The 19,464-nt window shown below is 72.6% G+C and carries 19 protein-coding genes; 7 read left to right on the forward strand and 12 right to left on the reverse strand.

The genetic code is table 11. The features are described from left to right. Positions 1-11: 11 nt before the first annotated feature. The 5 genes from ACH34T_RS36930 to ACH34T_RS36950 all read right to left on the reverse strand — a co-directional run bounded on the left by ACH34T_RS36930 (position 12) and on the right by ACH34T_RS36950 (position 3,676). Positions 12-524, reverse strand: coding sequence for an NADPH-dependent FMN reductase (locus ACH34T_RS36930; protein ID WP_396025632.1), 513 nt, complete (start codon positions 522-524; stop codon positions 12-14). A gap of 70 nt (positions 525-594) precedes the next feature. Then, the gene (locus tag ACH34T_RS36935) at positions 595-1,203 is read right to left on the reverse strand and encodes a flavin reductase family protein (RefSeq protein ID WP_396025633.1); all 609 of its coding nucleotides are present in this window, start codon (positions 1,201-1,203) and stop codon (positions 595-597) included. Continuing rightward, positions 1,200-2,579, reverse strand: a complete 1,380-nt coding sequence (locus ACH34T_RS36940) for an LLM class flavin-dependent oxidoreductase (RefSeq protein ID WP_396025634.1) — start codon at positions 2,577-2,579, stop codon at positions 1,200-1,202. The genes ACH34T_RS36935 and ACH34T_RS36940 overlap by 4 nt, the downstream gene beginning before the upstream one ends. A 244-nt stretch (positions 2,580-2,823) precedes the next feature. Then, positions 2,824-3,018 carry a putative leader peptide gene (locus ACH34T_RS36945; RefSeq protein WP_396025635.1) on the reverse strand — a complete coding sequence of 65 codons (195 nt, stop codon included), beginning with the start codon at positions 3,016-3,018 and terminating at the stop codon, positions 2,824-2,826. 208 nt (positions 3,019-3,226) lie between these two features. Beyond that, positions 3,227-3,676, reverse strand: coding sequence for a hypothetical protein (locus ACH34T_RS36950; protein WP_396025636.1), 450 nt, complete (start codon positions 3,674-3,676; stop codon positions 3,227-3,229). 377 nt (positions 3,677-4,053) lie between these two features. On the opposite strand from ACH34T_RS36950, the gene ACH34T_RS36955 reads away from it, so the two are divergent. Further along, on the forward strand, positions 4,054-5,364 hold the full coding sequence (locus ACH34T_RS36955) for a S8 family peptidase (RefSeq protein WP_396025637.1): 1,311 nt from the start codon (positions 4,054-4,056) through the stop codon (positions 5,362-5,364). Positions 5,365-5,378: 14 nt separating this feature from the next. On the opposite strand, the gene ACH34T_RS36960 is transcribed toward ACH34T_RS36955, so the two are convergent. After that, positions 5,379-5,939: a TetR/AcrR family transcriptional regulator gene (locus ACH34T_RS36960; RefSeq protein WP_396025638.1), complete on the reverse strand. Its 561-nt coding sequence runs from the start codon at positions 5,937-5,939 to the stop codon at positions 5,379-5,381. Positions 5,940-6,073: 134 nt separating this feature from the next. Between ACH34T_RS36960 and ACH34T_RS36965 the strand changes: the two genes are divergently transcribed. After that, positions 6,074-6,478: a nuclear transport factor 2 family protein gene (locus ACH34T_RS36965; protein ID WP_396025639.1), complete on the forward strand. Its 405-nt coding sequence runs from the start codon at positions 6,074-6,076 to the stop codon at positions 6,476-6,478. Positions 6,479-6,530: 52 nt separating this feature from the next. On the opposite strand, the gene ACH34T_RS36970 is transcribed toward ACH34T_RS36965, so the two are convergent. Both ACH34T_RS36970 and ACH34T_RS36975 read right to left on the reverse strand, forming a co-directional pair. Beyond that, complete coding sequence (locus ACH34T_RS36970; protein WP_396025640.1) at positions 6,531-7,304, reverse strand: IclR family transcriptional regulator; 774 nt, start codon at positions 7,302-7,304, stop codon at positions 6,531-6,533. A gap of 1 nt (position 7,305) precedes the next feature. Beyond that, a complete protein-coding gene (locus ACH34T_RS36975) occupies positions 7,306-8,403 on the reverse strand; it encodes a DUF6461 domain-containing protein (RefSeq protein WP_396025641.1) in 1,098 nt (365 codons plus the stop codon). Between the two features lie 155 nt (positions 8,404-8,558). On the opposite strand from ACH34T_RS36975, the gene ACH34T_RS36980 reads away from it, so the two are divergent. Both ACH34T_RS36980 and ACH34T_RS36985 read left to right on the forward strand, forming a co-directional pair. Next, on the forward strand, positions 8,559-9,137 hold the full coding sequence (locus ACH34T_RS36980; protein WP_396025642.1) for a TetR/AcrR family transcriptional regulator: 579 nt from the start codon (positions 8,559-8,561) through the stop codon (positions 9,135-9,137). Between the two features lie 68 nt (positions 9,138-9,205). Next, positions 9,206-9,988 carry an oxidoreductase gene (locus tag ACH34T_RS36985; protein ID WP_396025643.1) on the forward strand — a complete coding sequence of 261 codons (783 nt, stop codon included), beginning with the start codon at positions 9,206-9,208 and terminating at the stop codon, positions 9,986-9,988. A gap of 72 nt (positions 9,989-10,060) precedes the next feature. On the opposite strand, the gene ACH34T_RS36990 is transcribed toward ACH34T_RS36985, so the two are convergent. The 4 genes from ACH34T_RS36990 to ACH34T_RS37005 all read right to left on the reverse strand — a co-directional run bounded on the left by ACH34T_RS36990 (position 10,061) and on the right by ACH34T_RS37005 (position 15,956). Further along, the gene (locus ACH34T_RS36990; protein ID WP_396025644.1) at positions 10,061-12,064 is read right to left on the reverse strand and encodes a DNA/RNA non-specific endonuclease; all 2,004 of its coding nucleotides are present in this window, start codon (positions 12,062-12,064) and stop codon (positions 10,061-10,063) included. 120 nt (positions 12,065-12,184) lie between these two features. Next, positions 12,185-14,713: an FtsX-like permease family protein gene (locus tag ACH34T_RS36995; RefSeq protein WP_396025645.1), complete on the reverse strand. Its 2,529-nt coding sequence runs from the start codon at positions 14,711-14,713 to the stop codon at positions 12,185-12,187. A gap of 3 nt (positions 14,714-14,716) precedes the next feature. Continuing rightward, the gene (locus ACH34T_RS37000) at positions 14,717-15,484 is read right to left on the reverse strand and encodes an ABC transporter ATP-binding protein (protein ID WP_396025646.1); all 768 of its coding nucleotides are present in this window, start codon (positions 15,482-15,484) and stop codon (positions 14,717-14,719) included. A 187-nt stretch (positions 15,485-15,671) separates the two neighbouring features. Next, positions 15,672-15,956: a hypothetical protein gene (locus ACH34T_RS37005; RefSeq protein ID WP_396025647.1), complete on the reverse strand. Its 285-nt coding sequence runs from the start codon at positions 15,954-15,956 to the stop codon at positions 15,672-15,674. A gap of 174 nt (positions 15,957-16,130) precedes the next feature. On the opposite strand from ACH34T_RS37005, the gene ACH34T_RS37010 reads away from it, so the two are divergent. From ACH34T_RS37010 to ACH34T_RS37020, 3 genes are all read left to right on the forward strand, one after another. Continuing rightward, a complete protein-coding gene (locus tag ACH34T_RS37010; protein ID WP_396025648.1) occupies positions 16,131-17,402 on the forward strand; it encodes a sensor histidine kinase in 1,272 nt (423 codons plus the stop codon). Beyond that, positions 17,390-18,049 (forward strand): response regulator, encoded by a 660-nt coding sequence (locus tag ACH34T_RS37015; protein ID WP_396025649.1) that lies wholly within the window; start codon positions 17,390-17,392, stop codon positions 18,047-18,049. The genes ACH34T_RS37010 and ACH34T_RS37015 overlap by 13 nt, the downstream gene beginning before the upstream one ends. A gap of 196 nt (positions 18,050-18,245) precedes the next feature. Next, positions 18,246-19,448, forward strand: a complete 1,203-nt coding sequence (locus tag ACH34T_RS37020) for a serine hydrolase domain-containing protein (RefSeq protein WP_396025650.1) — start codon at positions 18,246-18,248, stop codon at positions 19,446-19,448. Positions 19,449-19,464 lie beyond the last annotated feature (16 nt).

Below are 19,464 nucleotides of genomic sequence, written 5' to 3' on the forward strand. Positions count from 1 at the left end.
TTAATATGAAATTACCAGACGGTGTTCAACCGAGGGCGCAGCTGAGGTTCGAGCCGCGTGACCCACGCGGTCGTGATCTCGTCGATCCGCGGGAGGTCGCCCTCCTCGACCGCCAGCCCGGGGGTGACGACGGTGGCGCCGAGCTCCACCAGCAGAGGCCGCAGGTGCACCTCCACGGCCAGGGCGTGCGCCGGCGACCCCACGACCATCAGGGGCAGGACGACGGTCCCCGTCAGCGCGCCGGTGTCGATCTGGTCGAGGAACGCTTTCAGCAGGCCCGTGTAGGTCGCCTTGTACGTCGGGCTCGCCACCACCAGCAGGCGGGCCGCGTTGACCTGCCGCACCGCCTCGGCGACGGACGGGTCCCCGCGCTGGAAGAGATGAGGGGCCAGGCCCGCCAGCTCGATGACGTGCGGTTCGGCCTCGTCGCCCGCGAGCCGGGACACGACGCGGGCGGCGCTGACGGCGGCCAGCGACGTGCGGGAGGCCGGGCGCGGATTCCCCACGAGGACGGTGATGGACATATCGCTCCTCCATGTGTCGAAAGTCTGGTGATGCCGGACGGAAGAAGGCCGGACGGAAAAGGGCCGGACGTCAGGGAAGCTCCGCGAAGCCGCCGAACGCGCCCTGGTGGTAGAGCAGCGGCTCCCTCCGGCGGTTCAGGAGCGCCCGCCTGACGTGCCCGACGACGAGCCAGTGATCGCCGATGGCATGCGTCTCGTGGCGGTCGCAGATGAGGTGCGCGATGGCGTCGTCGATCAGCGGGACGCCCTCCTCGCTCGGCCGCCACGCCGTCGGCGGGCCGAACCGGTCGGCCCCGCGGTCGGCGAAGCGGGCGGCCAGGTCCGCCTGGTCCGTGGCGAGCAGATGGACGCCGAAAATCCGCGCCAGGCGGAGCCTGGGCCAGGTCGTGGACGAGTCGGCGATGTAGAAGGAGACCAGCGGCGGGGCGAGGCTGACGCTGGTGAACGACGTGGCGGTGAGGCCCACGGGCGCGCCGCCGACCTCGGCGGTGATGGCGACGACGCCGCTGGCGTGACGGCCCAGCGCCTCTCTGAACAGGTCGGCCCCGACGCCGTCGGAACGGTCCCGCCCCGCGGCGAGGTCCGGTGCGGCGTTCGAGGCGAAGCCCGGGGCGAGGTCCGGTGCGACGTTCTGGGCGGGCCTCGGGGCGAGGTCGGATGCGACGTTCCGGGCGGTCATGACGGTGCTCCTCCTGTGGACGCGACAGGGCCCCGGTCTCCGGCCGGCGATGCGGAGGCCGTCCGGTCGTCCGCGGGCCGGGGAAGGCCGTAGTGCTCGCGGAGGGTGCGGCCGGTGTACTCGGTCCGGAACAGGCCTCTCGCCTGGAGCAGCGGGACGACGTGGTCCACGAACGCCTCCAGCCCGGACGGCAGCACGGCCGGCATGACGTTGAACCCGTCGGCGGCGCCCGCGGTGAACCAGTGCTCGATGGTGTCGGCGATCTGCTCGGGCGTCCCGGTGAACGTGCGGTGCCCGCGGCCGCCGCCGAGCCTGCCGATGAGCTGGCGGACCGTGAGGCTCTCGTCCCGGGCCAGCTTGACGATCAGCGTGTACCGGCTCTTGGCGCCCTCGATCTCGTCCTCGTCGGGCAGGTCGGCGGGGAGCGGCGCGTCCAGCGGGAGCCGCTCTGGGTCCACCCGCAGCGTCTCGGCCAGCTGCGAGCGCGCGTATTCGGGACGGATGAGCCGGTCGAGTTCCGCGTCGAGCGCCCGCGCCTCCCGTTCCGTGCTCCCGATCACCGGGACGATCCCCGGCAGGATCTTGATCTGGGCCGGGTCGCGTACCGCGGCGGCGACGCGGCGCTTGACGTCGTCGTAGAACGCCTGCGCGTCGGCCAGCGTCTGGTGCGCGGTGAAGATCGCCTCGGCGTGGCGGGCGGCGAAGTCCCTGCCGTGCTCCGACGAGCCCGCCTGGACGAGCAGCGGATGCCCCTGCGGAGAGCGCGCCGTGTTCAGCGGCCCGTGCACCCGGTAGTAGCGCCCGGAGTGCCGGATCGCCCGCACCCGGTCCGGGACCGCCCACGTGCCGGCGTCCTTGTCGCCGACGGCGGCGTCGTCCTGCCAGCTGTCCCACAGCCTGCGCGCGACGGCGACGAACTCGTCCGCGCGCTCGTAGCGGTCCCGGTGCGCCGGCAGCTCGTCGAGGCCGAAGTTGCGCGCGGCGTCGAGGGTCGCGGTGGTCACGATGTTCCAGCCGGCCCGGCCGCCGCTGATGTGGTCCAGCGAGGCGAACCTGCGGGCCAGGTTGTACGGATCGTTGTAGGTGGTGGACGCCGTCGCGATCAGCCCGATGTGCGTCGTCGCGGTCGCCATCGCCGCCAGCAGGACGGTCGGTTCCAGAACGCTCGACGGGCGCTGCCCCACACCGCCCATGAGCGCTGGGCTGTCGGCGAAGAACACCGAGTCGAGCAGGCCGCGCTCGGCGGTCTGCGCGAGCCGCGTGAAGTACGCCGCGTCGTGGTTGACGAAGGGGTCGGCGTCGGGGAGCCGCCATGCCGCTTCGTGGTGTCCGTTGCTCATCAAGAAGGCGTTGAGGTGCAACCGTCGCGCGGTCATCGTCCTCCCGCTCCTTCCGTGTCGGGGACGCTGGTCGATCGTTCGTCATCGGAGCCGGGTCGGAGTCGAGGTCGGGGGTCGGCCATGCCGAGGTCGGTCAGGAGGCTGCTCCTGATCTGGGCGAACCGGGGGGCGGACACCCGGCGGCGGCGCGGCGAAGGGACGGGGACGAAGACCCGCGCGCATGCCGGGGGCCGCCGGGGGCCGGGGCGCCTCGGGTCAGGCTCGTCGAGGCGGCGCCGGCTCAGGGCAGTGGCCGGACGGGGCGACACCGCACCCGACAGACCGCGCTCGCCACCCGGACCAGGTCGACATGCCGCCGTACGGTGAGGCGCGGCCCTCCAGACGCGTCCGACGAGGCGCCGACGCGAACGCCGGCGAAGCCCGAGGCCGCGGGCGCGGGCGCGGGCGCGGACGCGGTGGATGCGGCGTTCGACACCTCGACGGCCTCCTCACGCCCTCGACATTTCCATGCAAACCCTACTTCTTAAGTAGGAAATACTCAAGAGCGCCCGATTCGGCCCCGCAGGCGGGCGTCCTGGGGCGGGCGCCCTGGCGTGGACGCCCGCCGTGCGCAGGACTGATCGCGCGACCCGGTGCGGGCCGCGTTCAAAGGGTGGAGCGGGAAGGGTGGAGGCGGCGTTCGATCAGCACGCCGCGGGCGTGACCGCCTCGGACCAGTCTCCGGTCCCGACGGTGGTGGTCGCCTGGGTGCGCTCGCGCGCGTCCTGGCCGCACGCCCAGCTGTGCGACGGAGCGAAGTAGCGGGTCTCGGAGCCGGGCGCGATGGTCCGCGAGCCGGTGGAGTCGGTCTCCCAGCTGCTCGTCGCGTAGTTCCAGTACTGGAGCGTCAGGGAGACGTCCGTCGAGGCGAGGCCGCGGTTCCGCGCGAACATGAACGGCATGGTGCCGTACCCGGGCGGGTCCCCCGCGAGGACGTCACTACAGGTCTGATAGACGATGGAGCCGAGTTCGACTTCCGGGCCGCAGACGGTCTCCGTGGTCCGGGCGGCGGCGACCGCCGATCCGCTCATGACGGTGACGAGCACCGCGGCCCCCGTGGCCACCGCCAGGCGATGAGACCCCCGTAATTCCATGTGATTCTCCTTGTGAATGGCACGTGCCATGTTTCATGGTCATTTAGATTTATCGATCATTTCGGACGTCGCAGCAAGGTGCCCGCCATGTCCGTTCCCGGCCAGCCAACCCGGTGCCGGAGACACGATTCGACTGCCGGACGCGTGCCCGGTCGTATCGATCGGCGGTGTTCAGGGTCGCCGCGGCCGGGGTCGCCGCGGGCAGGTCGCGAAGTCGACGGCGGCGGCATCCCAGCACGGCAAGCGAGAATAACTGCCGGTCATAGCTCCTATTTTAGTCACTTATGTCTGATTGTTCACCTTTAGTCCAATCTCTATTGTTATGGCCCGGCGGCCCGGCTCCCGGCCGTCAGTGCCAGGACATGGAGGAAAGCACCATGGAAAAGGTGGGCAAGAACCGAAGACGGCCGAGGACCTGGTGTGCGGCCCTCACCGTCGTCGCCGCGTTGCTGAGCGTCGGCGGCCTGAGCGCCCCGGCGGACGCCGCCGAGGGGATCGTGATCAACGCGGACTCGCCCGGCACGGTCGACGGCCAGTACATCGTGGCCCTGAAGGGCGCGACGTCCCTCGCCCCCGGGGCCGACGCCCCGGTGGCCGCCCAGGCGGACGATCTGGTGCACGACTACGGCGGCTCCGTGCAGGGCGTCTTCAGCGCCGTGCTGCGCGGCTTCGCCGCCGACCTGACCGCCCGGCAGGCCCGGCGCCTCGCCGCGGACCCGGCCGTGCGCTACGTGCAGAAGTCGGTGATGGTCGGCACAGCCACCAAGGACGGCACTGCGACCGGAGTTGGCTCGACGGCCGGGGACGGCACGGCGGCCGGAGGCGGTTCGCAGCCCAATCCCCCGACCTGGGGCACGGACCGCGTCGACGGCAAGCAGGACCGCACGTACGACTACCCGGGCACCGGCGCGGGCGTCAGCGTCTACGTCCTCGACACGGGCGTCCGGATCAGCCACCGGACGTTCGGCGGCAGGGCGGTCGACGGCTACGACTTCGTCGACAAGGACACCACCGCGCAGGACTGCCACGGCCACGGCACGCACGTCGCGGGCACCGTGGGCGGCAAGGAGTACGGCGTGGCCAAGGACGTCAAGGTCGTCGCGGTGCGCGTCCTGGACTGCGACGGCTACTCCCCCGACCGGCTCGCCATCCAGGGCCTTGAGTGGGTGGCGAAGAACGCCCAGAAGCCCGCCATCGGCAACATGAGCATCGCCTCCGACCCGCCCGTCCCGGAGCCGCAGGCCTTCCGCGAGGCGACCAGGGGCGCCATCCGCGCGGGCATCCAGTTCGCGATCGCCGCCGGGAACGACTCCCGCAACGGCTGCGACGCGCCCGGCGACGTGGCCGAGGCCGTCACGCTCGGATCGACGGACGAGGGCGACTGGGTGTCCTACTTCTCCAACTACGGCCGTTGCCTCGACCTGTTCGCACCGGGCGGCGACATCACGTCCGCCAGCAACGACTCCGACACCGGCTCGACGGTGCTGGGCGGCACGTCCATGGCGACGCCGCACGCGGCCGGGGCGCTCGCGATCTACCTGGAGGGCCATCCGACCGCGACACCGCAGGAGTCGCGGAACGCGGTGGTCAACGCGGCGCAACGCGGCGTGATCTCCGACCCGGGCAGCGGCTCCCCCAACCTCCTGCTGAACGTCACCGCGCTCGGTCCCCCCGCCGACCGCCGATAGCGCACGGCGCACCCCTAGGGGCGCGGCGGCCGGAGGATGTACTCGCTGGCCAGCCTCATCGCCTCCCGCTCGGTGCGACCCTCGTGGTCGGCCGCCATGAAGTGGTGGCCGATCGCGAGGGTGAAGGCGAGGGTGCTGCGCGCCTCGATCTCGTCGGGATCGTCGAGGTAGGCGCCGAACAGGGTCCGGAGGTAGCCCATCCGCACGTTGTCGACCCGCTTCAGCCGGGCCGCGACGGCGGGGTCGCGGCGCGCCCACGAGCGGACCGCGAGCTCGATCGGCAGCAGCTCGCTGGAGAACGTGCGCAGCCCCGCCCGCCGCATCCTGGCCGACGGCTCCCCGCCCTCCCGCTCGGTCTGGGCGATCACGTCGTCGGTGGTGCGGCGCTCCCACTCGTCGAGCATCTCGGTGAGCAGGGCGGCGCGGTTCGGGAAGTAGCCGTAGAACCCGCCCTTGGTGACGCCGAGCCTGGCCGCCAGCGCCTCGACGCGCACGCTTTCGAGCCCGCCTTCCGCGAGCGCGTCCAGGCCGGCGGCGACCCAGCGGTCGCGCGGCGTGCGGGTGGGTGCGGGCATGTCTCGGGCTCCTCGGACAGGACGGAGTAGACACTACCCGCGCCCGTTATACACGCTGACGTATAGAACGTCGGCGGGGGATCGGCGAGGATCGGCGTCGTAGGCCAAGGGGCGAGCGCTATAAGATCATTCTCATGTCGGCTCTGGAATCCGTCGTCCGCGAGTTCTACGCCGCCCGCGCCCGCGAGGACTGGACGGCGGTCGAGCGAACCCTGGCCGCCGACGTCGCGTGGCACGAGCCAGGCAACGAGGACTATTCCGGCCATCACCACGGCCGGGACACCGTACTGCGACTCCTGCGGCGCATGCTGGACGTCACCGGCGGAACCTTCCGCCTGGAGCCGACCGTGTTCATCGTCACCGCCGAGCACGTGGCCACCAACGCCCGCTGGAGCGCCGGCCGGGGCGACGTCAAGGTCGAAGGCAACGACCTCGGGGTCTTCCGGATCGCCGACGGCAAGATCGCCGAAGCGTGGTTCTACCCCGACGGCTACGACCCGGACGCGCTCGCCACCGTCTTCTCCTTCCAAGACCGGTAGGGCCGGGCGACACGATCGTGAGTGTGCGCTGCTCCGGGGGAGGCGGTGGACGTCAGTCGGTGGCGAGGCAGCGTTCGAGCGCCGCCGCCGCGTTCTTCAGGGTCGCGACGAGGTGCGGCAGCCTCGTCTTGTCGTAGCGGATGCTCGGCATCGAGATCGAGAGGCCCGCGACCAGCGTCGCGTCCGGGCCGTGCACCGGCACGCCGATCGCGACCAGGCCGCGCTCGGAGCGGCCCTGGTTGACGGCGAACCCGTTGCGGGCGACGCGGGCCAGGTCGGCGCGCAGCTCGGTCATGTCGGGACGCTGGTGGGCGCGGTCCTCGTAGCGCTCGGCGGAGTAGAGCGCGTCCAGTTCCTCGGCGGTGAGGTCGGCGAGGAGCAGCAGTCCGGCCGTGGTGCGGTGGGCGGGGAAGACCATGCCCTCGCGGGAGCCGACGCGGAGCGCCTGCGAGGACTCGACGCTCGCGATGAAGCGCACGGAGTCGCCGGTGCGGACGGTCAGGTTGGCCGACTCGTCGAGCAGGTCGACCAGCCGGCGCAGGTGCGGCAGCGCGGCGGCGCGGAGCCGGGAGACGGTGGACTGGGAATCGGCCGCCAGTTCGAGGACCGGGCCCACCCGGTAGGCGCGGTCCGGTCCCTGGGCCGCGAAGTCCCGGTAGACGAGCATCGCCAGCAGCCGGTGCGCGGTGGAATTGGCGACGCCGAGCCGCTGGGCGACCTCGGTGACCGTCATCGGCCCTTCGAACTGGAGCATCTGGGCCGCCCGGAGCGCGTTGTCGACGCTGGCGATGGCGTACGGCGGCGGATTCTTGAGGGGCTCCTCCACGCTATACCTCCGGCTCGCCGCGGAGGATGTGCAGGACGGCGGTCTCCTCGGCGGCGTCGCGGAGTTCGGGAGGGCCGCCGGTGAGCGGACGGAGCGCGGCGCGGGCGGCGGCGTGCGGCTCGGGCCACAGCGCGGCGTTCAGGGCGGGCGCGAACCAGCCCAGCAGGCCGGCGGCGGTCCGCTCGTCGTCGCTCAACTTGGCGCCGGCGGACGAGTCGTTCAGCGACATTCCCGCCTGCCGCGAGCGCTTCAGCCAGGACCGGACGTGCGTGCCGAGCTCGGACCCGGGCGGGACGGCGACCGTCTCACCGCGCTCTGCCGCGGCGACCGCCTCCGCCAGGCCGGGGGTGCCGTCCAGATCGAGGACGGCGGCCAGCCGCATCGCCTCGCGGGCGGCGACCGCGCGGAGCAGGTGCGGCGGGGCGGCGTCGAGGGCCGCGATCATGGCGGGATCGGCCGGGCCGTGCGACCGCGACGGCGGGGCGGCGCTGAACCAGGGCTCGATCTGGGCGGACGGGAGCTCTCCGGCCAGGGCGTCCGGATGCGGGACGGCGCCGGTGATCAGCCCCGCCAGCAGGAGCGCCGGGACATAGGCGCGCGACACGTAGTCGTCGTCATCGTCGTCGTCGGCGTCCGGGTCCAGGCCCGCCGCGCGCATCTGCCCGAGCAGGCGGTCGGGCTCGCTGCCCCAGCGGTGATCGGGCCAGGTGGGCTCGAACCCGGTGACGAGCGTGCCGTCGACGGCGTAGCGGAAGGCGTGGTCGGCGTAGTCGTTGCGCCGTACCGAGACGGCCTCGGTGCCCTGGGAGAGCGCCGTCAGCGGCCCGGTGCACGACCCCTGGACGCTGTCGGGCTCGACCAGCACCGTCCAGGCGCCGAGGTTCAGGGCGAACGCGAACTCCGCATAGCCCTCTTCGTAGGAGCCGTATGCTTCGGTCGCCTCGTCCAGGGTGCGGGGGCGCAGCGTGTCCGGCAGGCCGCCCAGCCGCGACAGCGCCTCGGTCTCGTCGACGTTCTTGAGGAAGGTGAGACAGAAGACCTCGCCGAGCAGCAGGCCGTCGTCGACCCACTCGACGCCGTCGTTCGTCACCTTGAGCATGGGCCCCTCCGGAAGGGTCGTCGGTGCTAGGCCCGTGAATCATGGCAGCGCCCGCCGACCGAGGACGGCGGATCGCACGGACTGCTCCCACCCCCATTGGACGGCGCGAGTCTCGTTCTTGACCTACGGGTACAGATTGGCGTAGTGTCCTGGACATGGCAAGGCCCAAGCAGTTCGACCCGGAGGTCGCCGTCGACCAGGCGATGGACGTGTTCTGGCGGAAGGGATACGCCGCCACCACCCCCCAGGACCTGGTGGACGCGCTCGGCATCGGAAAGGGGAGCCTCTACAATGCGTTCGGCAGCAAGCACAGGCTCTACGCGCAGGCGCTGCGCCGGTATCGCGACAACCAGTCGCTCGCCCTGCTGAACATGCTTGAGCAGCCAGGCCCCGTCAAGGAGCGTCTCCGCAAGGTGTTGCAGGCCATCGTCGAGAGCGACCTGGCCGACCCGGACCATCGCGGCTGCATGGCGGTGAACGCCGCGGCGGAGGTCGCGGGCGTCGACAAGGAGGCGGCCGAGCTCGTCCGCCGCATGCTCGACCGCTCCGAGCAGGGATTCCGGGCGCTGATCGAAGAAGGGCAGCGGACCGGGGAGATCGATCCCGGACGCGACCCCGCCGCCCTGGGAAGCCTGCTCATGAACACCGTCGTGGGGATGCGGGTCGTGGCCCGCGTCGCCGAAGGGCCGGAACGGCTCACCCGGGTGATCGACGCGACACTCGACACGCTCTGACCTCCCCGCCGCGCGGGCGGGCTTTCGCTTGGGCTGATTTTGTACCTGTAGTTCAAGAATGGAGTGTCATGAACCTCGACCTCGCCTCCAAGACCGCCGTCGTCACCGGCGCCGGCCGTGGGATCGGGCTGGCCACCGTCCGGACGCTGATCGCCGAAGGCGTCCACGTCGCGGGCGCCGCCCGCACCGTCACCCCCGAGCTGAAGGAGACCGGCGCGTTGGCGATCTCGGCGGACCTCAGCACCGCCGACGGCGTCGCCGCGTTCATCGACGCGGCCCGCACCGAACTGGACGGCATCGATCTGCTGGTGAACAACGTCGGCGCCGGCGACGACGTGCGCCTCGGCGGCTTCCTCGACGTCGACGACGTCCAATGGGCCCGCGTCTTCGACCTCAACCTGCTCAGCGCGGTCCGCGCCTCCCGGGCGGCCCTGCCCAGCCTGATCGAGCGGCGCGGAGCGATCGTCAACGTCTCGTCCATGAACTCCCGGCTGCCCGCCGCCGCGCCGGTCGCCTACAGCGCGGCCAAGGCGGCCCTCGCCGCCGTCGGCAAGTCCCTGGCCGAGGAGTTCGGGCCGCGGGGAGTACGGGTCAACACCGTGTCGCCGGGAGTGGTCCGCACCTCCATCTGGGAAGACCCCGACGGCTTCGGCGCCACGGTGGCGGCCGCCGCCGGAGTCGAGCACGGCGCGTTCCTCCAGCAGATCCCCGCGGCCTTCAACATCACCACCGGACGCATCACCGAACCGGAGGAGGTCGCGGCCCTGATCGCGTTCCTCCTCTCGGACGTCGCCGGAAACATCACCGGAGCCGACTACCTGATCGACGGCGGCACCGTCAAAACCCTCTGACCGCCCCACGCCGCGCGATCCACGCCCCGCGAGCCGTAGCGCTGTCTCGACCAGGTGCAGCGGGCGTCGGGATCAGAGGATCAGGTCCTCGGGGCGGACGACCTCGCGGGGCGCCGGAACGGACTCCAGCCGCTCCAGCGGATCGGCCTGGACGTGCGGGTCGACGTTGAGCCCGGTGAGCTCGGCGATCTTGCGGACCGGGACCTGGTACGTCCGGTACGCGCCGTAGGAGAACGCCTCCTTCCCGGCCAGATCCTCGATCAGGGCCTCCTGGCTGAGCAGGTAGCCGGTCGCCGACAGCTCGCCCGACGCGCCGCTCATCGCGACGATCTTCCAGAACTGCCGGGGCAGCCGGACGCCGCGGTAGACGTCGTCGTCGTCGGCCAGCACCGGCCCGGTGAACACGCTGACGGTCAGGTCATGGTTGTCGGCGTTGTTCAGGACGTAGTCCTCCAGCCCGAGCCACAGCGTCTGGCCGGCGTTGAACGCGTGGTGCTGCGGGGTGGAATTGGTGAAGTGGAAGGTGTCGTCGTTGGCGGCCTTGGCCATGGCCTCGGTCCCCCAGGCGGGGTCGATGCGGCGCACCAGGTGCCCGCGGTCCAGGTCGTTGGCGCGGTAGACGTCCTCGCCGGTCTGCTCCCCGGCGGGCAGCCGCGGGTCGAAGAACCAGCGGTCGCCCTCGCGCTTGGGACGCCGCGCGCTCCGGCCGTCGATGTTGCAGGCCGTGAACAGGGCGAGGGCCCGCTGCCGGTGCATGACGACGCTGAAGTGGTGGTAGCGCAGCTCGGGCGAGGCGACGGCGGCCAGGTCGGGCGACGGGACGGGCATCGGCAGCGGCCGGGCCAGGAACGCCGGGTCGTAGCCTTCGCGGGCGCTGTAGTCGGTGTCGATCGCCTCCGGTTCGCGCACGGCCTCGCGCGCGGCCTCGGCCGACCGTGACTGCTCGTCCGCGACCCGAACCGTGACCTCCAGCGGGATCGTGATCGTCCGCTCGCGGGTCGCCGACGCCGCCGGGACGGCGGCCATAGCGCGCGGCGCCGTGGCCGACGACGAGGCCATGAGCGGGGACGGAGGCGCGACCTGAGACGGGCCGACCGTGGACGCCTGGAGGGATGCGGCCTTTTCGGTGCCCGGCGGGGCGAAGAGTTCTTCGACGAGCGCCCGCTGCGCGTCGGGCAGCGTCGCCGCGCGCACCAGGGCGCAGATCCGGCTGATGCGGATCCCCTCGTTCACGAACCCGCCGAGCTCCCCCGGGTCCGGCACGGGGACGCTCGCGTGGTGCAGCGCGACGACCTCCCACTGGTCGTTGAACACCGGTGAGCCGGACGAGCCGGGTTCGGTGTCCGCCGCGTAGTGCAGGAACAGGTCGGGGACGTCCACGATCCGGTTCTCGCGCAGCGCGACCTGCTTCCGGTCCCCGCGCGGGTGCTGGACGATCGTGACGAACTCCCCGATGATCGCCTTGCCCTCGGCCTCGATCAGCCGGTTGTAGCCGAACGCGGCGAGCTCGGCGGCCGGGGCGTCGACCGCCACGAGGGCGAAGTCGAGGTCGGCGTCGGCGAGGAAGAACCGGTCCGGGTCGAGCGGGTAGGCCGTGACGGCGAGCGGGCGTCCGTCGACGCCGTCCTGGTAGTTGAACTCGATCATGCTGGTCCGGGCCGTGCCGGCGTCGGGCAGCACGTGGTGGTTGGTCAGCAGCAGCGACGGGGACACCAGGGACCCCGTCCCGTAGCCGGCGGTGTGGCCGCCCTCGTCGCGGACGTTCACCCGGCCGACGGTGCGGGCCGCGGCGACCCCGGCGTCCAGGTAGCGGACGCCCACGTAGTCGACGGTATTGATGATCTTTTCGAGCCGCGCGGCGGGCTCCGCGACGCCGGGTTCCAGCAGGGAGCCGTCGCCGTAGAACCGGCTGAGCCTGTCGACCCGCTTGGCGACGCGCTCGGCGGTGTCGGCCGCCGCCACGCCGCCGGGCGAGGCCAGCACGGTCTCGTGCTCGCGCCGTTCCGGCACGCGCTCGGCCACCCGGCGCGCCGCCGTCTCCCGCTGGCGCTCCAGCTCCCGCTCATAGAACTCCATTGCATTTCCCCCGGTCAGGACATATGTCACCTACGTCTCTCAATTTCCTCTGTTTTCACCGGATTTCGCCAGAGGGCGGGTTCCGCTCTTTACCCCGCCCCAGGAAATGTTTACGAGGTGTTATTCCTTGATGCCCATGCCCTCGACCGGACGGGTGCGCAGCAGGCGGGTGATCGGGAGGATCGTGGCGGTCATCGCCAGGGCGACGGTGCCGCCGACGATGACGATCCAGCCGAGGACCGGGACGTACGGGATGCGCTGTCCCGCGACGGCGTTGACGACCGAGGACAGCGTCACGGCCGCGATGCCGACGCCGATCGTGAGCGCCACGCCCAGCAGGGCGGACTGCTCGGCGTGGACCATCCGTCTCACCTGGCCGCGGGTCATGCCGGTCAGGCGCAGCAGGGACAGCTCGCGGGCCCGGCCCAGGGCGGCCATGACCAGGGTGTTGGCGGCGGCGAGGGCGGCGTAGCCGACCAGCACCGCGATCAGCAGCTTGTTGAGCCAGGCGCTGATCTCCAGGTCCCTGGCGAGTTCGCCGGTGAGCCGGTCGGCGCCGGTGACGGTGCTCCCCGGGTAGCGCTCGGCGAGTTTCGACAGGGCCGGACCTGTGTCAGATCCGGGTGCGACACGGATCAGGACGTGATCGTCCAGGCCGCTCGCGGTGTGCCCGGCGAGCGTCTCGCTGGCGAGGGTGACGTCGCCGAACCCGAGGCCCCGTTCGTAGATCGCGACGACCCGCAGGACGACCTTGGTGCCGTCGCCGAGCCAGACGGTCGCGTCGTCGCCGACGTCCCAGCCCGACGTGTCCGCCTGCGAGGACGACACGGCCACGGCGCCGCCGCGCAGCTCGGCGAGGCTTCCGGAACGTATGCGCAGGTCAAGGGTCTTGTCGGCGCCCTGCGGGTCGATGCCCTGCGCGACGACCGTCATCGCCTCGGGCCCGGACGGCACGATCACCGAGGTGCGGCGCACGCCCGTCGCGGCGACGACGCCGGGGACGCGGCGGGCGTCCGCCGCGGCCGACGCGGGCAGCCCCGCGCCGCCGACGAGGACCCGCTGCGCCAGCGTCCCGTCCCGGCTCTGGATCACGGTCTGGCGCTTCAGGTTGTCCTGCAGGAACCAGACCGATCCGCCGAACCCGACGGAGAGGACGAGCGCGGTCAGCACGGCGACCATGCCGCGCGCGTTCGCCCGCAGGTTCGCGGCGGCGAGGTACCCGCTGTCGCGCCAGACGGCCCGCAGCACGGGCGCGAGCAGCCGGGCCGTGCCCTGGTTGATCCACGGGGCGAGGAGCGCGATCGCGAGGACGAACGTGTACAGCATGCTCACCGCCGCGCCCAGCGCGGCCTGCCCGTCGGTCGCGCCGGTGAGGCCGATCAGGGACACCGCGGCGCCGAGGAACACCAGGCCGGACACGATCCGGACCCGGCCGCCGAGCGTCCGCTCCACGGCCGCCTCGCCCAGCGCCTCGGTCGGACGGATCCTGATGGTGCGGCGCGCGGCGATCCACGCGGAGGCCAGCGCGACGACGGCGACCGTCGCGATCACGGCGAGCGAGGCCAGAATTCCGCCGCGCACGGCGAACGTCTCGGGCGCGAATCCCCTGGCCACGATCTGGTCGCGCGTCCAGAAGGCGCCCGCCACCCCGGCCGGGACGCCCGCCACCGAGGCGACCAGGGCGAGCAGCCCCACCTCGCCGAGGATCATCAGCCGCACCTGGCCCGGCGTCGCCGCGATCGCCCGCAGCAGCGCCAGGTCGCGGCGGCGGTGCCGGACCGACAGCCCGACGGTCGCGGCGATCGCGAAGGCGATGACCAGCGCGGCGTAACCCGCGAACGCGCCCGCGCCCTGGACGACGAAGTCCTGCGCGGCGAGTGCCTCGGGCTCCTCGGCCAGCCCGCGCTCGTCGCCCTCGTAGGTCGTGACTCCGGCGGCGTCCGCCACCCGGCGCACGGCGGCGATCACGTCCGGGCGGTCGGCGTCCGGGGCGGTGAGGACGCCGATCGCGTCGACGCGTCCCTGGTGCGGGTCGAGCCTCGCGGCCTGCGCGTCGGTGAAGAACAGCGACGCGCGGGACCCGTCCGAGCCGGGCGCCTCGACGACGCCGCTCACCCGGTACCGCTGGACGGTCCCGCCGGTGACGACCGCCGTGGCGGCGCCGGGCTTCAGCCGTCCGCGCTCGGCGAGCCGGGCGTCGACGGCGATCTCGTCGTCGGCCCGTGGCGGCGCGCCGGAGACGACCTTGTACGGGGCGAGCGCGGCGCTCCCCCAGCCGTGGCCCGTGGCCGGGACCCCGGGCGCGGCGACCGGCGCGACGGTGATCGAACGGTCCGGCACGGCGGCGGCCACGCCGGGCACCCCCGCGACGCGCTGGACCAGCGACGCCGGGACGCCACCGCGTTCGGACAGCGGCAGCGTCACCGACTCGGACTCCCCGAACATCTTCGGCCCGGCGATCGTGATCTCGCGCTGCGCGACGACGGCCGCCGCACCGGCGTACCGCTGCGGCTCGCCCTTGTACCGCAGCCCCGACTCGACCAGGACCGCGCACACGGTGAGGATCATGACCCCGGCGGCGAGCGCGACGAAGGTCGCGACGAACGTGCCCTTGCGGAAGCGCAGCATCTGCGCGGCGAGTCGCAGCACGGTTCAGCCCGCCCAGGACACGGTGGGCTGCGGACGCGGGCCGAGCATCGCGAGCTGCTCGGCGATCCGCTGGACGCCGGGCTGCGGCATGTCCCGCACGATCCGCCCGTCGGCGAGGACGACGACGCGGTCGGCGTAGGACGCGGCGACCGGGTCGTGCGTCACCATGACGACGGTCTGCCCGGCCCGGTCGACCACCGCGCGCAGCAGCGCCAGGACCTCCGCCGCGGTCTGCGTGTCGAGCGCCCCGGTCGGCTCGTCGCAGAAGATCACCTCGGGACGGCTGACGAGCGCCCGCGCGATCGCCACCCGCTGCTGCTGGCCGCCGGACAGCTGCGCCGGACGGTGCCCGAGCCGCTCGCGCAGCCCGATCCGTTCGACGACCTCGTCGACCCATGCCGGGTCGGGCGGACGCTTGGCCAGCCGCGCGGGCAGCAGGATGTTCTGCTCGACGGTGAGCGCGCCGACCAGGTTGAACGCCTGGAAGACGAAGCCGACCCGGCCGCGGCGCAGCTTCGTCAGCTGCTTCTCCGACAGCGCCGACAGGTCGGTGTCGCCGATCCGGACCCGTCCGGCGGTGGGACGGTCGAGGCCCGCCGCGCAGTGCAGCAGGGTGCTCTTGCCCGAGCCGGACGGGCCCATGATCGCGGTCGCGGTCCCGCGGGCGAACCAGGCGCTGACGTCGGTCAGCGCCGCGACGGGTTGGTCGCCGCCGTAGGTCTTGCTGACGCCTTCGACGCTGACGGCGTGCTGAGCTGCGGTCACTGACATGACGAGGTCTTCCGGGAGAGGTCGGCTGATGGCCCTCCGAAATTAGGGACGTCATGTGCGCGCGACAATGCAGCCTGTTACCCGAGCGCGGTACAGCAGGCACTACTCCCGCCGTGTTCCCGCCGAGTTCCCGCCGAGTTCCCGCGGAGGTCCTGCCGGGCGGCCGGGCGCGCGAGGGCGAGACGGCTCAGCCGCGCCGTCTCCGGTAGTGATGGACGATCAGGGCGGCGGCGCAGCCGAGCGTGGCCAGCCAGAACGCGACCCTGACGCCCACGCCCGCGTCGGCCCTCGACGCCACCGCGTCGCCCGCCGCGCAGACCACCAGGAGCACCCACAGCACCGGACGCACGGCCCCGCTCCGCTCGCCCGCCGCCACAGCGGACGGGGTGGTCGTGGACGGGGTGGGGGTCACAGACGGCGGGGTGGTCGTAGACGGGGTGGTCGTCTTCGACCCGCTGTGAGAATCATTCATCTTGCGCTCCGAGTTGCGGGGTTTCGATTACCGCAAATCACTCTAAGAACCACAAAAGCCGCCAACGATCCAGCCCGCATGTCCCCCCGTGGTATAGCAGGCTGTACTCCTGCGGCGCCCGCCGGGCGGTCCCCGACACGCCGTCCTAGAGTCGTCAGCGCGAGGAGGGTGCGGATGGTGGCGGGCAAGCCGGAACCGGCGGTTCCCCGGCAGGCCGGGCAGGGCGTCCTCTGGCGTCGCGCCCGCGCCGTCTTGGACGCCATGGAGCATCTCGTCGGCGGCCTCGGCACCGCCCTGCTGGCGTTCGTGGCGATGGCGTGGGTCACGGTGGTGGCGCTGCTGTGCGTCGTCGGCGTGGGCCTGCTCCTCACGCCCAGCCTGCCGCGCGCCGTGCGGGCCGTGGCCGCGCGGGAGCGCGCGCGGCTGTCGCGCTGGGGCCCGGAGATCATCGGCCCGGGGCGGGCGCCGCCCCGCGTCCGGGACGCCCTGGCCGACACGGGCCTGCGCCGCGAGCTGTTCTGGGTGTTCGAGCACGGGACGGTCGGCCTGTTCTTCAGCGCGGCCGCGATAACGATGCCGGTCGCCGCCGCGCAGGACATCACCTACCCGCTGTGGTGGCGGTTCCTCCCCCCGGGCGACCGCGAGCCCACCGGCGTGTTCTGGTCGGTGCGGGACGAGGCCACCGCCCTGCCGGTCACGCTCATCGGCTTGGGGCTCGCCGCCGCGTTCGTGCTGTTCGGGCCCGTCCTGGCCCGGTTGCAGGCCTGGCCGGGACGGCGGCTCCTGGCGCCCACGTCCGACACCGACCTGTCGCTGCGGGTCGCCCAGCTGTCCGCCACGCGCGCCGCCGCGCTGGACGCCCACGCGACGGAGCTGCGGCGCATCGAACGCTCCCTGCACGACGGCGCGCAGAACCGGCTCGTCGGGGTCACCGTGCTGCTCGGCGCCACCCGCCGCGCGTTCGACCGCGACCCGGCCGCGGCCCTCGCCATGCTGGACCGCGCGCAGGACGCCGCCGAGCAGGCGCTGGCCGAGCTCCGCACGGTCGTGCGCGGCATCCTGCCGCCCGTCCTGAACGACCGCGGCCTCACCGGCGCGCTCGCCGGGCTCGCGGCGAACTGCGGCGTCCCCTGCGAGGTGGACGTCGACGTGCCGGGCCGCTGCGCCGCGTCCGTCGAGGCCACCGCCTACTTCGTGACGGCCGAGGCGCTCACCAACGTCTCCCGGCACAGCCGGGCGCGGCACGCCCTGGTGACCGTGCGGCGCCAGGGCGCGCAGCTGCGGCTGCGGATCGAGGACGACGGCGTCGGCGGCGCGGACGCCCGCGGCGGCTCCGGCATCGCCGGGATCCGCAGCCGCATCGAGGCGCACGACGGCCGCCTCACCCTGACCAGCCCACCCGGTGGGCCGACGACTCTTGAGGTGGAGCTCCCATGCGGATCGTGATCGCCGAGGATGATCCGCTGCTGCGCGAGGGGCTGGCGCTGCTGCTGCGCGCGGAGTCCCTGGACGTGGTGGCCACCACCGACAACGCGGACGCGTTCCTGACGGCCGTCGACGAGCACCGTCCCGACACCGCGATCGTCGACGTCCGGATGCCGCCGACCCACACCGACGAGGGGATCAGGGCGGCTGTGGAGGCGCGCCGCCGCCGTCCCGACCTGGCCGTGCTCGTGCTGTCGGCGTACGTCGAGCAGGCGTTCGCGACCGAGCTGCTCCACGACGGCGGCGCCCACCGGATCGGCTACCTGCTCAAGGAGCGGGTCGGACGCGTCGAGCAGTTCCTGGACGCGCTGCACCGCGTCGCCGGCGGCGGCACGGCCATCGACCCGGAGGTCGTCGCGCAGCTCCTCACGCGCCCCCGCGCCGACAGCGCGCTGGACGGCCTGACGCCCCGGGAGATGGACGTGCTCGCCCTGATGGCCGAGGGCCTGGGCAACTCCGCCATCGCCGAACGGCTCGTCGTCACCGAGGGGGCCGTCCACAAGCACATCCGCAACATCTTCGCCAAGCTCGGCCTGGACCCGACCAGCCCGGCCGACCGGCGCGTCACCGCCGTCCTGCGCTATCTAGAGGCCAATTGCAAGAACTGAAGTTCCGGCGAGGTTCGCCCGGCGGGCGATGGTAGTGCTGGCTACACCGCGATTCGGGGGGCCGCCAGGCTCGTTCCGGAGATGGCTGGTGGCGATGCTTTAAGGCGTCCCGAGAACCACTCGTGAGGAGTTCCCCGTGCCGGGTCGTCAGCAGTTTTCTCAAAGCTCTCCCACCCCACCCGCGCGGCGCCGGAAAATGTCCGCCGCCATCGCCGCGTTCGCCGTGTCCGGCGGAATCGTCGCGGCGGGCGTGCCTGCGCTGGCCTACTTCGACAAGGGTGACGGCGGCATTCACGCCACGCTGAGCGGCGCCCAGGAAAAGGCGCCCGGCACGAGGCGGGGGAATCCTGCCGTCCAACGGAGCATGGACGTGCTGGTACGCGATGGCTTCCCCGGCGTGCTCGCCGCCGTCCGCGGACGGGACGGGCGCACCGCCGATTACGTCGCAGGCGTCGGTGACCGCGCGACCGGCGCGAAGCCGCCGGTGAACGGACGCGTCCGCGCCGGCAGCAACACCAAGTCGTTCACGGCGGCCGTGGTGCTGCAACTCGTCGGCGATGGCAAGGTCAAACTGGACGCCCCGATCGAGACCTATCTGCCGGGGCTCGTCCGCGGGAAAGGGATAAATTCCAAGAAGATCAGCGTGCGGCAACTGCTGCAGCACACCAGCGGCCTGCCCGAATACACCCGCTACATGGACCGGAACGCCTTCAATATGCGTGACACCTACCGGGAACCGCGTGAACTGCTCGACCTCGCGTTCAAGCATCCCGCCGATTTCCCGCCCGGTACGAAATGGGAATACAGCAACACCAACTACGTGCTGGCGGGGCTGCTCGTCCAGAGGGTCACCGGCCGTCCGGTCGGCGAGGAGATCGCCACGCGGCTCGTCCGCCCGCTCGGCCTGCGCGACACCTACTGGCCGGGGGTCGGGGAGCGGGGCGTCCGCGGGCCGCATCCGAAGGGCTACGACGCGTCCGAGCCTGGGGCTCCGCTGCGCGACATCACGCGGCTGGACCCGTCCTGGGGCTGGGCGGCGGGTCAGCTCGTCAGCACCCCGCGCGACCTCGACCGCTTCTTCGGCGCCCTGCTCGGAGGCAAGGTGCTCCGCCCGGCCGAACTGCGGGAGATGACGAGGACCGTGGCCGCGCCGGGCAGCCTGCCGGGCGCCTCCTACGGCCTCGGCCTGTTCAGGACGAAGCTGTCATGCGGCGCCGTGCTCTGGGGCCACGGCGGCGACATCAACGGGTACGAGACGCGCGGCGGCGTCACCGGAGACGGGCGTGCCGCCACGGTGGCGGTCACCGCGCTCCCCAGCGCGGTCGCCGCGAACGAAGCGGACATGCTCAAGGCGCACCAGCACGTCCTCGACGCCGTGGACACCGCGATCTGCTCCTGACCTGCGACGACACTCC

Source organism: Actinomadura sp. 9N215, from assembly GCF_044326345.1.
GTDB lineage: Bacteria > Actinomycetota > Actinomycetes > Streptosporangiales > Streptosporangiaceae > Spirillospora.